This window comes from Balneolales bacterium ANBcel1, assembly GCA_029688905.1.
Taxonomy (GTDB): Bacteria; Bacteroidota; Rhodothermia; order Balneolales; family Natronogracilivirgulaceae; genus SLLW01.
The window spans coordinates 1-15,123 of the sequence record JARULB010000005.1 but is presented as its reverse complement, the minus strand read 5'-3'; the positions used below and the strand labels follow the sequence as shown (position 1 = coordinate 15,123).

12 protein-coding genes are annotated in these 15,123 nt (G+C 44.4%); 11 read left to right on the top strand and 1 reads right to left on the bottom strand.

Annotation, left to right across the window (positions count from 1 at the left end):
* Positions 1–2: 2 nt before the first annotated feature.
* The 4 genes from QA596_07880 to QA596_07865 all read left to right on the top strand — a co-directional run bounded on the left by QA596_07880 (position 3) and on the right by QA596_07865 (position 2,887).
* Positions 3–686 carry a hypothetical protein gene (locus QA596_07880; protein MDG5767379.1) on the top strand — a complete coding sequence of 228 codons (684 nt, stop codon included), beginning with the start codon at positions 3–5 and terminating at the stop codon, positions 684–686.
* Complete coding sequence (locus QA596_07875; protein ID MDG5767378.1) at positions 680–1,957, top strand: DnaB-like helicase C-terminal domain-containing protein; 1,278 nt, start codon at positions 680–682, stop codon at positions 1,955–1,957. The genes QA596_07880 and QA596_07875 overlap by 7 nt, the downstream gene beginning before the upstream one ends.
* A complete protein-coding gene (locus QA596_07870) occupies positions 1,932–2,393 on the top strand; it encodes a hypothetical protein (protein MDG5767377.1) in 462 nt (153 codons plus the stop codon). Before QA596_07875 ends, QA596_07870 begins: the two co-directional genes overlap by 26 nt.
* Positions 2,394–2,461: 68 nt before the next feature.
* Positions 2,462–2,887, top strand: a complete 426-nt coding sequence (locus QA596_07865; GenBank protein ID MDG5767376.1) for a DUF2280 domain-containing protein — start codon at positions 2,462–2,464, stop codon at positions 2,885–2,887.
* A gap of 18 nt (positions 2,888–2,905) precedes the next feature.
* Here QA596_07865 and QA596_07860 read toward each other — a convergent pair whose 3' ends face one another.
* Entirely contained in the window at positions 2,906–4,042 is a 1,137-nt protein-coding gene (locus tag QA596_07860) for a hypothetical protein (protein MDG5767375.1), read from the bottom strand.
* 195 nt (positions 4,043–4,237) lie between these two features.
* On the opposite strand from QA596_07860, the gene QA596_07855 reads away from it, so the two are divergent.
* The 7 genes from QA596_07855 to QA596_07825 form a co-directional block, all read left to right on the top strand.
* Entirely contained in the window at positions 4,238–4,951 is a 714-nt protein-coding gene (locus tag QA596_07855) for a DUF1819 family protein (GenBank protein MDG5767374.1), read from the top strand.
* Between the two features lie 20 nt (positions 4,952–4,971).
* Entirely contained in the window at positions 4,972–5,595 is a 624-nt protein-coding gene (locus QA596_07850; GenBank protein ID MDG5767373.1) for a DUF1788 domain-containing protein, read from the top strand.
* A gap of 2 nt (positions 5,596–5,597) precedes the next feature.
* Entirely contained in the window at positions 5,598–9,083 is a 3,486-nt protein-coding gene (brxC, locus tag QA596_07845) for a BREX system P-loop protein BrxC (GenBank protein MDG5767372.1), read from the top strand.
* A gap of 106 nt (positions 9,084–9,189) precedes the next feature.
* Positions 9,190–9,930 carry a hypothetical protein gene (locus QA596_07840; protein MDG5767371.1) on the top strand — a complete coding sequence of 247 codons (741 nt, stop codon included), beginning with the start codon at positions 9,190–9,192 and terminating at the stop codon, positions 9,928–9,930.
* Positions 9,931–9,932: 2 nt separating this feature from the next.
* On the top strand, positions 9,933–11,003 hold the full coding sequence (locus tag QA596_07835; GenBank protein MDG5767370.1) for a nucleotidyl transferase AbiEii/AbiGii toxin family protein: 1,071 nt from the start codon (positions 9,933–9,935) through the stop codon (positions 11,001–11,003).
* 20 nt (positions 11,004–11,023) lie between these two features.
* Entirely contained in the window at positions 11,024–14,551 is a 3,528-nt protein-coding gene (gene pglX, locus QA596_07830) for a BREX-1 system adenine-specific DNA-methyltransferase PglX (protein ID MDG5767369.1), read from the top strand.
* Between the two features lie 30 nt (positions 14,552–14,581).
* On the top strand, positions 14,582–15,123 hold a 542-nt coding region (locus QA596_07825; GenBank protein MDG5767368.1), incomplete at its 3' end, for a hypothetical protein.

Genomic DNA, 15,123 nt, shown 5'->3' with positions numbered 1-15,123 from the left:
TTATGAACGGCTGGATTTTACTTCACCGCAAATTCTTCGAGCACATGCTCTGGGAGGAGAATCGGGAGTTTTCCAGAGCGGAAGCCTGGCTGGATCTTCTCCAAATGGCTCGGTGGAAGAATGATGAGGCTTCCAAAATAATTAAAGGTAGTGTTATAAAATGGAAGCGAGGACAGCTTGTAGCATCAGTCCGCTTTTTGAGAAAACGATGGGGATGGCGTTCTATCTCAAAGGTAGAAGGATTTTTGAAATTGTTAGAAAACGAGGAAATGATCATGCGTGAAAAAAAGACACATATAGGACGCGTAACTATTTGTAATTACAATAGGTATCAGGATGTAAAGGACACTGGTAAGGACACGTTAAAGACAGTGAAAGGACAAAACAGAAATAATGGAACAAGGAGCAAATTAAAACATGATCAAAATAATCGGATATACGAGGCTTACCCAAGAAAAGTAGGCAAGAAGGCGGCACTTAAAAAAATCGAGGCGGCACTTAAAGAATTGGATGCAGACACGCTTTATGAGAAAACCAGGCAATTTGCTTCTGCAGTGGATGGTAAGAATAAGAAGTTCATTCCTCACCCATCAACATGGTTTGGGCAGGGAAGATATTTGGACGACCCATCAGAATGGCAAGTAGAAAATTCTAACACGAACTCACAAGGAGAATTTGGATGGTAATTGTTGGCAAGGATACCGAATATGCCTTAATCGGCAAGTGTTTTTCAGATGATGTTGGGACTGTTCTCCGCCAGGTTAAACCACATCATTTCCAGGATGAAAATCACAGAAAGATCTTCCAGCTAATCAGGCAATTGTTTTTGGAGCATGGGCGCGTAAGCTATTCCGTGATACGTGATGACGGTAGAATATCAAAATGGATGAGTGATTCCGATATTGAGCTGGCACGACAATGGGCGGAAAGTGAACCTCTGGAAGTACTTGTGTCAAAGTTGCGGGAGTACTTCAAGCGTAGCCAGATGCATACAAAAGCGGAAAAAATAATCAAGGATCTCCAAAATCTTGAAAGGAGTTCTGATCAAATCATCTCAGACTTGACCCGGACCATCCAGGAAATCAGCCAGGAAAGTGAACTCCGGATCCGTAATCTTGATGAAATTGAACAGGGTATATTGCAGGGTGATCTTGGCAAGCGACTCAATATCGGAGAACCTGAACTTGATGATTTTTATAGTGATATAGGATCTCACTATGGCACTACAGAGGTTTGTATAGCACAACCAAAACATGGCAAGACTCGGTACGCATGCATGCGTGCCAACTTGTACCTGAATGCCGGTTACAAGGGCCTCTACATCACCACTGAAGGACTGGATTCAGATATTTGGCACAACATGAAGCAGTTGGCATATGAAAAGGGAAAGGATCTTTACGTGGCAGAAGTGGCAACTGATTTGCCGGATGTATGTAATTTGATCTGGCAAGAAAAAGTTAGGCGAGACATTGACTTCGTTGTAGTAGACTACATACAGCGCATCCGGGTTCCTGGAATAAAGAACGATGATGTACTGCGCATTAAGGAAACCTCAGAACAGCTGACCAATACGATAAAGAGGCATAAAGTTTTTGGCCTTCTGATGGCTCAGCCAAAGAATTTGAGTGATGATAGAAAAGGATGGGGTGCAGCACCGAATGTTGATGATATCTATGGTTCGGGACAAATCAAGAAAGATGCTTACCTGGTAACAGGTCTGTTTCGTCCAAGTGAGGTTAGAGGGCTCTTGTACCGTGATTCATCTGGCAGATATGCAGTCAAAAATCATATGGGCAGGATGACACATTCTGGAAGTCTATTTCTCAGACAACTCGTTCGCCGGGTCGGAAAAAAGGATATGTCTGTTCTTCAAATGATCGATTCAGATAGTGGGCTTAAAGTAAAAAAAACAGGAACCTATAGCGATAGTCATGACTGGAAAACCATCAATAACTGACCTTACTGCAATATTCAGACTCACTAATAAAGTCATGCCAAGTCTGGTACCGGGTATTCGGTTGACAAAATTTGAGCATGATAACATCAGTTCGCTCTGGGCCCAAATGTGGAAGGACGTTGTCATTCATGATAGCCTTGACAAGGCAAGAAATTCGTATAAGAACTTTCTGGAGATAAACCCTGAGCTTGAGGAGAAGTTACCATGGGTAGCCCGACATTTTGTCCACCTCATGTGTATCCACTATGAGTTGTTCTCTGAAGAGTATAACAAAATAGATTTGGATAATGCCGGAATTACCCCGCAAGCCCTTGAACTTTGGCAACGGGAGGCAGGAGAGAAGCGGTACCCAGCGAATCCAAACCTCGGAAAGTTGCCCAATAACGTGATCAGGCTAAACAAAGTCGAGATAAACAGGAGGGTGTCTTCCCAATAAGTTAAAAACAGTAGAATCACGAATGAATAACTGCAAACAGTTTTAAAAAATTTAACGCAGGAGCACATATGGCAAAGTTAAAAAATGAACATAAATTATATATTATCAAACAATTGGCTCGCTTTGAAAGCCTGGAAGAAGTAAAAAAAGCTTTATGGGGCAAATATGGTATTGAGGTCGAGTATGGGCACCTCTCTTACTATAATCCGAATAACCGAAGCTCCAGACTTTCCGGCGAGCTGCGAACGATATTCGAAGAAGAGCGAGAGGCTTTTCTGAATGAATACAAGGAAATGCCCTATTCCCACAGGGAGTATCGGATCAAGACACTCTGTGAAATTGCCCAAAAAATGGAGGACGAAGGCCAGTGGCGGGAACTTGCAAATTTGATTCCCAAAATTGATGGTATTTTTGAGCGGCGTGGCAGTGAATCCAAAACCAAAGATCCCGATACCTTTGGCATGATAAATAGGATGATCTATACTAATAGATAACAATCCATATGCTGATGATCAAGGATTGAGGTTCATAAACCGTGAAACGGTCTGTTCATCCTCATCTCCCGGTGATGTTATGGTTTTGATTACCTGATTCACAGGATTGAGTCTGTCAGCATGTTCTGTTGCCCACATTATCCAGGCATCCAACGCCTGTGATTCATTGTGTTTCAAACTCAATGATTCTTTGCAGGACCGGATCTCGTCAATAAATTGATAAATGTAATGTGACTTGGTGAAAAGAGAGGCCTGCTTCTCAAGGTTGCTACGCTTGTTTAGCTCTATCTGCCACTCTTCTTCACGTTTTTTTCTGGCCTTTACTTCTTCCTCACGCTTTCGATCATTTTCTTCCCTTTGAAGTCGATTTTCTTTAATTCTTTCGGCCATTGTGAGCATTATTGGAAAGAAGCGATCAAGGCGCTCTTCAATTGTCTTGCCTTTATTATCAGAAATGGTTTTTGCGTCAAGCTGCCAGACAGACCCGCTCAGTATCAATTTTAATTTTCCTGTTGGCTCGTACCAGTAATCGTTTTCGAATGAATATTTTTTTTCTTCTGGTTTTTTCTTGCGACGTTTTACGGTCTCCATAATCCGGAAATAGATCTTTTCTAATCCAATAATGAAATAGGATGTATTTGATCTTTTGTAGTATTCCTTTGTTGTCCCGATTTCCCATCCCATACTGATGCCGTTCTTAATGAGTGAATCTACAATGCGAAGGGACCTTTTCAGGCTTGTTGCTGACACCACTAAATCTAATGTCTGAGCATTTAGTGGTGGGATAAGACGATTGAAGTTGTCGGTTGGCTGCTCTTTCAGGGCATCAAATGTTATTTTTACCAGATGGTGAGGATTTGTTAGCCTGCTACTGACGGTTATTTCCGGATAATCATTGTCAGAAAGTTGGATGTCGGGTTCAAAGTAATACGTAAAGGCTGTTATTTCGGAATCAGGAAGAGGTTTAAGACGAGTCCTCTTGCCATATCTAACCTTTGACCAGTGACCAGCTTTGGGAGTTGGAATATTCATCTTCTTGCAAACCTGCGTCATATGATGCAGGGATAAGCCATATTTCTTAGCCAAAATTGTCAATGGTATAGACCACACTTCTTCATACAGTGGTTTTCTTTCAAAAGTGATGGATTTATTCATGATAGCGACGGTTTAGTGATGTTGGTTAAGCTTTCTTCCGTATAGAATTAAGTAAATTTAAAGTTCACTGGAAAATAGGTGATTATGCAATCAGGTTGCCTTGGGACTCTTATTCAGGACAATCGGGGTATGATCCTTGATCTGGATAAATTATCTTTGAGCAAGCGTTGATCACTTAGAAACTCATCTCAACTCATGGCATCACATTCCGGGAATTATAGAACCCTAAAAAGCAGTCCGGATCGGTATCGGCTTTCATTTACTGGGGCGGATGCCATGATTTCTGCGTTCTCCTCCCTTGCCCGGTTTGTCACTGATCAGGCAGCCCTGGCTTCCAATCACGGGCAGGACGCAGGTACGATGAGTCATGATCAGGTGCAAGCTGTGGTCAGGGATTCACTTAACATTCTTGATGATGCCCGGTTTGGTCGTGAAATACTCGGCAGGGAAAAAGGTTCAACAAGCATCCGACAGATTCGAGAACTGCGATACCGAATTAGAAAATTGACCGGTCTTCAGATTGCGATACTTGCTGAAGGCACTCATGAAGAACAGAAACAAATAACCCACCTTGCCCTGCTCAAATCCTACGGCTTGTACAGAGATTTTGTGTTGCAAGTGCTTTTGGAAAAGGCCCGTTTGTTTGATTTCGAAGTCACAGACTATGATTATCATACTTTCATTAACCATAAATCCGATAGTCATCCGGAACTGGAACTGATGGCCATGTCTACCGCGAGAAAGATAAAGCAAAATATGCTCCGAATGCTGGATCAGGTTGGTATTATTAAAAAGAGCAAAGGCACTGAGCTAAAAGCAGTTATTCTTATTCAATCGCTTGAACATCGAATAGAACATGCTATTTTAAAGGACAATTCGGCTTTATTAGCCGGTTTTCTTATTGAATAGTGTCCCAGTATCATATCAAGATGAAAGAGCAGCTCCTGCACCACAAGTTTGAGCATATCTATAGGGTTATCCGGACACCAAGGTTTCTTTCTCTTGAAGCACTTGGAGGGGAGATTCCCTTTTGGATATCGGCTTACGATCCGCATGATGAGGTAATGGTGAACCAAGAGGTTCACAATCTCATTGCGCGGCTTCAGAAAAACGACAGCGTCTCTGCTCATTTGGTCAATTTGTTTGAGTTGTCCATATCCATCACAGATCAACACCTCGGACGTGACAAGCTTATTGAGATTGAAAAAAGGAAGAGCGGCAAAAAACGAAGATCTGGTGATGCCCTTCCCGACAAGAAACGGTTCATGAAAGCACTGCAGTCCGTCATCAACATCCATGAGCGACTGATTCCTTTGATCCGGGAGCAGATTGAAGAAAACAAACCGAATCTGCTTATTATCAGTGGAGTTGGGGCGGTTTATCCATTCATCCGGTCCCACACCATCCTGAACAATCTTCAAAGTGCTGTTACGGATATCCCGACACTCATGTTTTTCCCCGGAACCTATACCGGGCGCTCCCTTGAACTATTCGGACTTTTGAAGGATGACAACTATTACAGGGCATTTAATATCGATCAATACAAAGTATAACCATGGATCTGAAATCACTATTCCAGAAAGACTTCGGCCGCACCATCGAAACGGTCATCAAGGCAGATGACCAGTCCCATGTTTTCCAGGAGGTTGAAGAGTACGTCATTACTCAGGAAATTGAAATCAAGCTGAATGACTTGTTCGATCTCTACAATCGCTATGATGGTGTCAATGGCGTATGGATTTCCGGTTTTTTTGGCTCCGGTAAATCTCACCTCCTCAAGATCCTCAGCTATGTGCTGGAGAATCGTACGCTTCACGACCAGCACCTCGGTGAAATATTCGCTGATAAGGTTACCGGTGATGCCAAGCTGAAAGCGGACATAAAAAAAGCGACTCAGATTCCCTCCGAGAGCATCCTGTTCAATATCGATCAGAAAGCACAGAACACGGGTCCTGGAGCCCTGCTACAGGTGTTTTACAAGGTCCTGCATGAACATCAGGGGTTTTACGGGTTCCAGCCGCATATAGCCAAATTCGAGCACTGGCTTACCCGTGAAAATAAATACAAGGAGTTTAAAGAGCAGTTCGCTGATGCCTTTGGCAAACCCTGGACAGAGGCCCGGAAGGATTATGTCGATCCACTGCTGGAGGATACGGTGGCCTCGGTATGCGCTGGCCTGTTTGATTCCGATTCGGAAAAGTATGAGGATATACTTGAGCGCTTTGAGGATGCTCCCTCTCCCTCAATAGAAGATTTTGCCGAGGATGTCGCTACGTATATTGAAAGCAAACCTAAAGGGTTCCGGCTTAATTTCTATGTGGATGAGGTCGGACAGTTTGTTGCCGACAACACCAGGCTGATGCTCAATCTGCAGACGATTGCAGAATCACTGGCAACTCGGTGCAAGGGCCAATCCTGGATTTTCGTCACCTCTCAAGAAGACTTGGACAATATCGTCGGCGATGAAACCGCATTGCAATCCGATGATTTTTCCAAGATTCAGGGACGCTTCAAGATCCGTCTACCGCTCACATCAGCCAACGTGGATGAGGTTATTGAAAGACGCCTTCTTGAAAAGAATGAGAATGGTAAAACATGGCTCACGACCCTTTGGAAAAAGGAAAAAGATAACCTTAAAACCCTCTTGTCATTTTCCGAGGCCGGAATTCAGTTCCGCAGCTATCAGGACGAGGATGACTTCATTGCCAAGTACCCGTTTATTCCCTATCAGTTTGATCTCTTCCAGCAGTGTATCAAGGCGCTCTCCGGACATAACGCTTTTCAGGGAAAGCATGCCTCAGTTGGTGAACGCTCTATGCTGGGGGTCTTTCAGGAAGTGCTCAAGAAACTGAATAACTACGATGAGCGGTACATCATTCCATACGACCTGCTCTTTGAAGGATTGCGCTCTACGCTCCGAACGGAAGTACAGAACACGATTATCCTGGCAGAGAGGCAGCTCGAAAGCAACCCGCTGGCGCTACGGGTCTTGAAAACCCTGTTCATGGTCAAATACTTTGACAGTTTCAGGACCACCCTACGAAACGTATCGGTACTTCTTCTGGACAGTCTGGATACCAACCCGACCAGGCACCAGGAGAATGTCAGGGAGGCACTTAACCTGCTTGAGCAACAGAGCTACATTCAGCGCAATGGCGAGTTTTACGAATTTCTCACCGACAAGGAAAAGGATGTCGAACAGGAAATCAAAAACACAGAAATCGATAGCACCCAGGTTACCGAACTGCTGAACAGCATGCTCTTCGATGGTGTCATCCGGGAAACAAAGATCCAGTACATTGGCAACAAACAGTTCTATGAGTTCACCCGGAAGGTGGATGGGGTACTGTTTGGACGCGAGAAAGAACTCACCATTGAAATTATCACGCCCAACAGTGATCGATTTGAGGATGAACGCTATTTTCAGGGGCAGTCCATGGGTAACCCGACCCATGTCCTGTTTCGCCTTGCACCACACAGCCGGTTGGTGCAAGATCTGCGCCTGTTTGTTAAAACCGACAAGTACATCAAGCAGACCCAGTCCACCTCGAACAACGATACGGTCAAGCGTATCCTGATGGACAAGTCTCATCAGAATCAGGGACGACGACGTGAGCTTATTGCAACCTTGAATGAGTTGCTGGCCCGCGCAACGGTCTATCTGAACGGAACCGAGCATCGGGTCAATTCAACCAGTGATGGCAAGACCAAGGTCATCACGGCCTTTCAGGACCTGGTAGTGCTGGCGTACAGTAAACTGCAACTCCTTGGAAATGCCACCTATGACGAATCCCGTCTGCAGAACATCATGCGGGGCAGAACGGATGACCTTTTCAAGACAGACGAAGACCAGGTGCTCACGGTCCCGGAAAAGGAAGTGCTTAACTACATCCGACGCCGGAAAAAGCAGAATGATCGAACCACACTGAACAACCTGCGGGAAGTGTTTACCAAAAAGCCGTACGGCTGGCCGGTCATGGCCATTTGGTGTATGTCGGCCATGCTGTTCAAGCGTGGCAAGATCGAAGCCCGGCAGGACTCCTCTCTGCTCGATGACAACGGGTTTCTGGAAGCGTTGATGAACAACTGGGCACATCCCAATACTCTGATCTCTCCACAAATCGAGTTCGATCAATCACAGATCCGCAAGCTAAAAACGGTACACCAGGAACTCTTCCATGAGTCCAACCCGTATCAGGAAGCCAAGGAAGTGGCGGAATGTTTTACGGAGAAAGCTGCCTTGGAGCAGGAAGCTGTGTTGCAGCTGCTTGCACAGAAAAATAACTATCCGTTTGTGGCACCGCTGGAGGAGTTTTCCGAGAAACTCCGGAAACTGCAGCAGATGGACTATGCCGCACTGATCACAACTATCGGAGATATGGAGGATGCGCTGCTTAACCTCAAAGAGGACAAACTGGATCCGATCAAACAGTTTATGAACAGCCAGCAGAAAGAGATTTATGATCGCGTAGCCGAGTTCAGAAACTACAACCAGGCCAACTTTTCGCATATCGATTCCGAGGACAAAGAACGGCTTTCCAGGGTAAAAGATGATCCGGAACCGTACCGTGGTGATACCATGAAACGTGCCAAGCAGGCCATGGACTCGTTGGAGGATCAGGTCCGTCAGGAATTGCAGAAAGAGCGTGAGTCCACAAAAAAATTCATCGAAAAACGCCTGAATCAGCTGCAGGATCGCGGTGAGTTTAAAGCACTGTCTCCGGACCTTCATGACCAGATTCTTCGTCCATTGTATGACGAGCTGGAAACGGCAGGAAAGGAGCGGTTTATCGGTAACCTACAGGCGCAACGGGGGCGAATTGGAGACATCTACACGCGGCAACTGAACAAGCTGATGGACATGGCCACACCTAAAGAAACCGAAGGGCCCAAAGCCGAGTTCATCAAGCAATCCCGGATCGTTATTCCCTATGAAAAACCCGAACTGGAAACCGAAGAGGATGTGGATTCCTACGTCTCCAGTCTCCGGGAAGCCATGCTCAAGCACATCCGTAAAAACCGGAATATTATTCTGGACTGAAGTTTTCTAATTATCGGCAATAATTCATAATATTGCCGTATTATAGATTTATTTCCACCATACAGTCACTATTGCTATCGCAACCCGGAAACTGCATATTCAGGCATTGAAAGAGCATTTCAAAGAGCAGGAACTCTTTGAAACAGGGGATGTCCATGCCTTTTACAGGCAGATTGAGGACGATATCAAGCGGTCGACCTTAAACTGGAGGATTTACGAACTCGTCCAGAAAGGTGTTATAAAAAGGGTGGGCAGAGGGAAGTTTCAACTTGGAAGCGAAGAGCACTTTGTCCCTGGTTTGCCTGAAGAGTTGACTAAGGTATACAACCGGCTTCACAGAAGCTTTCCGTATCTGGAAGCCTGCATCTGGAACACCTCTGTACTTAATGAGTTTACAGTACATCAACCTGGCCGTTTTTTCAACCTTATCGAAGTGGAAAAAGAGGCCACCGAATCGGTATTCCATCAATTGCAAGAATCCGGGATCCCTGTTTTTCTTCAACCTTCAAACCACCAATTCGAACACTATGTAGTTGAGAAGAGGGAAGCATTCATCGTGCAATCCCTGATAAGCGAAGCCCCACTGCAAGTAGTAAAGGGGGTCCCGACGGTTACCCTGGAAAAAATACTGGTGGACCTGTTAACCAATAACCCGGTCTTTAATGTTTTTAAGGGTGCGGAACTGAAAACCATCTTTTCCAACGCCCTTGAAAAGTACACACTCAACGAAAACAAAGTGCTTCGATACGCCAACCGCAGAGGGAAAAAGAAAGAATTATTGAACATTATTACTTCAAACTCAAACTTCAAATTATCGGCAAAACTTAGAAATATTGCCGAATTATAGAAATGATACATCAGGAAGCCATAACAACGGAATGGATACAAAAGACGGCAAAAAAACTCAGAAGTGCCGATCCGTCACTGGTTGAGAAAGCGATATGGGCATTACGGCTGTTAGAAGGGCTCGTCAAACAAAACATCCCGTTTGTGTTCAAGGGAGGAACGGCACTCATGCTGCACCTGGATTCCGCGAAGCGGCTTTCGATCGATATCGATATCATTCTGCCCGAACGTGAAACTGAACAGGGTCACATTTTTGACCTTGTTGCCAAACAGCAGGGCTTCCTTCGGTGGGAACTACAGAAAAGAAAAACGGATACCTCCATAACCAAAGCACACTACAAATTTTTTTACACGCCGGTGCGTAAAGGGGCGGGAAAGGAGGATTATGTGCTACTGGATGTACTTCATGAAAACGTCCATTATGAAAAGCTCGTTTCCCTTCCTGTTCAATCCGTTTTTGTGCCACAAACGGATGCGCCGAAGAAAGTCAAAGTGCCGACGTTGGATGATTTACTGGCGGATAAACTGACGGCCTTCGCTCCGAATACGACCGGGATTCCGTACTTCAGGAATGAGAACAGCATGAGCATGGAGATCATCAAGCAGTTATTTGATATTGGGAACCTGTTTGATCGGGCAGAAGACCTCAACAGGATCAGAACCACTTTCAAGAAGTTCGCCGTGGTCGAATTGTCATACCGGGGCCAGAAAGGTCTGACCCCAAAAGACGTGCTTGACGACATCATCCAGACGTCCCTTTGCCTGGTTTCCCGGGGTAAGGATGGGACGGGTAACTATGAAGAATTGGAGTCCGGTATCAAGCGTGTTTCAGGTTTCATATTCTCAGAGAGATATCATCTTGAAAAAGCCATTACCCATGCTTCCAAGGCAGCCTGGCTGGCATCTTTGATTGCTTCGGAAGGCAAGGGCATCAGCAGGTATGGCGAACCGTCGGAAATGAAAGACTGGGAGATCAACGAACCGATGAACACGAAGCTGAACAAACTCAAGAAATCTAACCCGGAAGCCTTTTACTATTGGTATCAGATATACACATTGACCACCTCACATTGAATGCATAGCGTATCGCAGGTATGAATACAGCCCGACTCAAACGATTTGCCCAGGAAACCCGCCGCAAGCTGCTCAAGCAGGTAAGCGCCAAAATGGAACATGTCCTCAGCGCGGATAACGGTGCCATGCGGGACAAAGCCCATGTGGTGGCTGAGTTGAAAAAAGACCTCAAGCGGTTGGGACGTGATACCCTGATCGACAAAGTGGCCTATACCTGGTTCAACCGTTTTGCCGCATTGCGCTATATGGATGTCCGCGGATTTCAGCCGCTGGAGATAGCGATGCTCACGCCCCAGCCCGGACAGGTAAATGCACAGATCCTGCAGGAAGCCATGGCGGGCCATATACCATCGGATCTGCCGGTGGACCGGAGCAAGGTGATGGACCTGCTCGATGGCCGCGTCTCCAGCAAAAACCCGGAGAACGAAGCGTACCGCCTTCTATTAGTGGCCGCCTGCAATCATCTGCACAGCATCTTGCCCTTCCTGTTCGAAAAAATCGACGATTACTCCGAACTCCTGCTCCCGGATGATCTTACGAGCCAATTTTCCGTCGTTCATGACATGGTCAAGGGGATGTCGGGTGAGGATTGCGGCCAGGTAGAAATCCTCGGCTGGCTGTATCAGTTCTATATTTCCGAGAAAAAGGATGAGGTGTTTGCTTCCAAGGGGAAAGTGAGCAAAGAGGAAATTCCTGCGGCCACCCAGCTGTTCACGCCACGCTGGATCGTGGAATACATGGTACAGAACACTGTAGGTAAACTATGGGTGATGAACCATCCGGACTCCAGACTGCGTGACCACATGCCGTATTATATTGAAAATGCCGAATTGTCACCGGAGGATGTCCTGCGAATTGATCGGCCGGAAGAGCTGACCTTGCTTGATCAGGCCTGTGGGAGTGGCCATATACTGGTTTACGGATTCGAACTGCTATATCTGATTTATGAAGAGCAGGGGTACAGTCCAGCAGAGATACCGCCCCTGATCATACGGCATAACCTGTATGGGTTTGAAATCGACGAACGTGCTGCGCAACTGGCCGGCCTAACCGTGCTCATGAAAGCCAGGGAATACCAGCGACGATTATTCCGTAGGTCAGAAGTACCAGTGCCAAACATCACTTGTTTTGAAGACTTGCCTTTGTCAGAGATCGAAATCCGAGAAACACTCAAGGTGGCCGGTGTTTCCGCAACAGATGAGCTACTCCATGATCTGGATCTCATGACCCAGGCGACCAATTTTGGTTCACTTATAAATCCAAAGACAAAATCTGTCTTTTTTATAAATACTTTAGATGTTTGCTCAAAATATCTCAAGTCTGCAGATCTTTTTGCTTATAAAAAAGTAACGTCATTAATTAATGCATTGAAATCCTTAAAATCATTAGCCGACAAATATACTTCAGTAGTCGCGAATCCACCTTACATGGGCAGTGGTAAAATGAATGAAGAGTTATCGGTATGGATTGAAGAAAACTACCCCCAAAGTAAAGCAGATTTATATTGCTGTTTCATTGAGCGTTCAATGGCATTTGCCTTAAGTAATGGTTTTACGGGCTTAGTAACAATGGAAAGCTGGATGTTTAAAACAAGCTATTCTGATTTTCGAGCGTCTTTTTTGCAAAAATATAGAATTGATAGTTTGAGCCATTTTGGTTGGCATATAATGAGAATTTCATTTGGAACTGTTGCTTTTATATCAAACAATAGTTTGCCTAATGAGAAAAGTCGAGGATTTTATTCGTATTTACGTACTGAAAACATAAATAAGAAAAATGAAAGACCAATAAGATTCCCAGTAATTGATAAAAAATCCAAATGGTTATCTCAGTATAAATTCTTTGATTTGCCTAATTCAATAGTTGGATACTGGCTTTCCGACTCTGTTTATAATGTATTCAAAATTGCTGACCCGCTTAGTAATATATATAAACCCAAAAAAGGTATTACTACGTCCAATGATGAGCAATTTATTAGAATTTGGTTCGAGTCATCACTTAAAGATTTAAATTTGAATGCAAAGGCAAATGATAATAATGGGAAATGGTTTCCTGTGACAAAAGGAGGAAATCACAGAAAATGGTTTGGTAACATCATTAATACTATTTTATGGGAAAATAATGGCTATAAATTAAAAAACTTTAAATTTGACAATGGGAAATCACGTTCTGTACTGAGAAATCAATATTATAATTTTAAAAAAGGAATAACTTGGAACGATGTGTCAGCGGGTAATTTTTCATGCCGTTTAGTTCCTGAGGGAACACTAATGCTGGCAGTCGGACCAATAATTTTCAACGTTGATGATATTGATTACGCGATTGCACTATTAAACTCTAAAACTTCACAGTTTATTTTTTCCATTCTTGCTCCCGGAAATAAGTTTGAAGTGGGAATAGTAAGCCGATTCCCTTTACTAAAAGATAGTAACGAGTTAATAGATTTATTATCAGTCCAATCTGTAAAAATATCACAAAGTGAATGGGACTCCCGCGAAACTTCCTGGGACTTCCAACAGAATGAGCTGATCCGTGTTCGTGGCAATGATCCAATCGATCTGGAAGAAGCCTGGGACCTATATCAAGAATACTGGAAAAAAAAGTTCTTTCAGCTCCATCGAAATGAAGAAGAACTGAACCGACAGTTCATCGAGATCTACGGCCTGCAGGACGAATTAACACCCGATGTCCCCTTAGATGAAATCACCATCCTGCAGGACGAAACCAAGATCAGGAACAACGATCTTGTCTTCAAGCCGAAGGAAGTCTTTGCTCAGTTCATCAGTTATGGAGTCGGATGCCTATTCGGACGCTACACTTTGGACCAACCCGGCCTGATTCTTGCCAACCAGGGCGAGACGCTTGAAGATTATTTCAACAAGGTATCGCATTCCCGCGAGCAGCTTCGTCTGATACCTGACAAGGATAACCTCATCCCGGTACTTGACGATGAATGGTTCGAGGACGACATCGTCGCCCGTTTCCATGAATTCCTGAAGGCCTCATTCGGTACCGAAAACTTCCGGCGCAACCTTGCTTTCCTTGAAGACCAGATCGGCAAAGACCTGCGCAAATACTTCGCCAGAGACTTCTATCCCGATCACATCAAGCGGTACAAAAAACGTCCGATCTACTGGAAGTTCTCATCACCCAAGAAATATTTCAGTGTACTGATTTACATGCATCGCTATACACCCGATACCCTGAACAATATCCTGAACAACTACCTGCGCGAGTTCATCGAAAAGCTAAAAACCCGCCGGGAAAGCATGAAGCACCTGGAAGCAAACGGATCCCCCGGGGAGAAAACCAAGGCGCTTAAAGAGATCGACAAATTGAACGAAATGATCCAGGATTGCGAACATTACGAACGGGAAATCCTTTATGCTCTGGCGTCTGAGCGCATTGAGATTGACCTGGATGACGGGGTATTGGTGAACTACAACAAGTTCGGCGAGGCGATTGAACAAGTAGCCGGACTCAACGATTCCAAAGCCAAGAAGAAAGTAAAGGGGTTTGACTGGATTGATGCAACTGCGATACGATGAATTCCACAAATATTTTACAAGTCTCTTAGTATGCAAGATCCATTTGTACAATTACGAAAATACCTGGATCAACTGACAATAAACTTCTTTTATGTCAAAACGGTCCACGCGCATATTGAAACGTTTTTGGAGTGGAGAAAAAAAGGGGAGCAGCAGGTTTTTAAACAAGCTGAAGACTTTTATTCTCTGGTCTATTACGTTTTTCGAAGAGAACTGGAAATTGAAGTCTACAAAATGCTTTCAGACCGTGAAGATAGATCGCTTATCCATTGGCTTTGTCACGCTATAACAAATGCTGAACACATCGAAGCTGCAGAATATGATGCGTTTGCAAAAGGAGATGAGGCAAGAAAAAAACTAACCAAAGAGCAGTACAGAGAAATCACTCTCAGACACATCGATCTGATCAATGAAAAAAAAGACCTTGTTAAAAATTTGACTGCGCTCAGAGACAAGGGTCTTCATGCTGATAAAAAGTACTTCTTTAATCCTGAACAATTGGATGAAGATTTTCCTGTTTGCTGGTCTGACATGGCTTCATTAATAGAATGTATTGAAACCATACTTAAAGA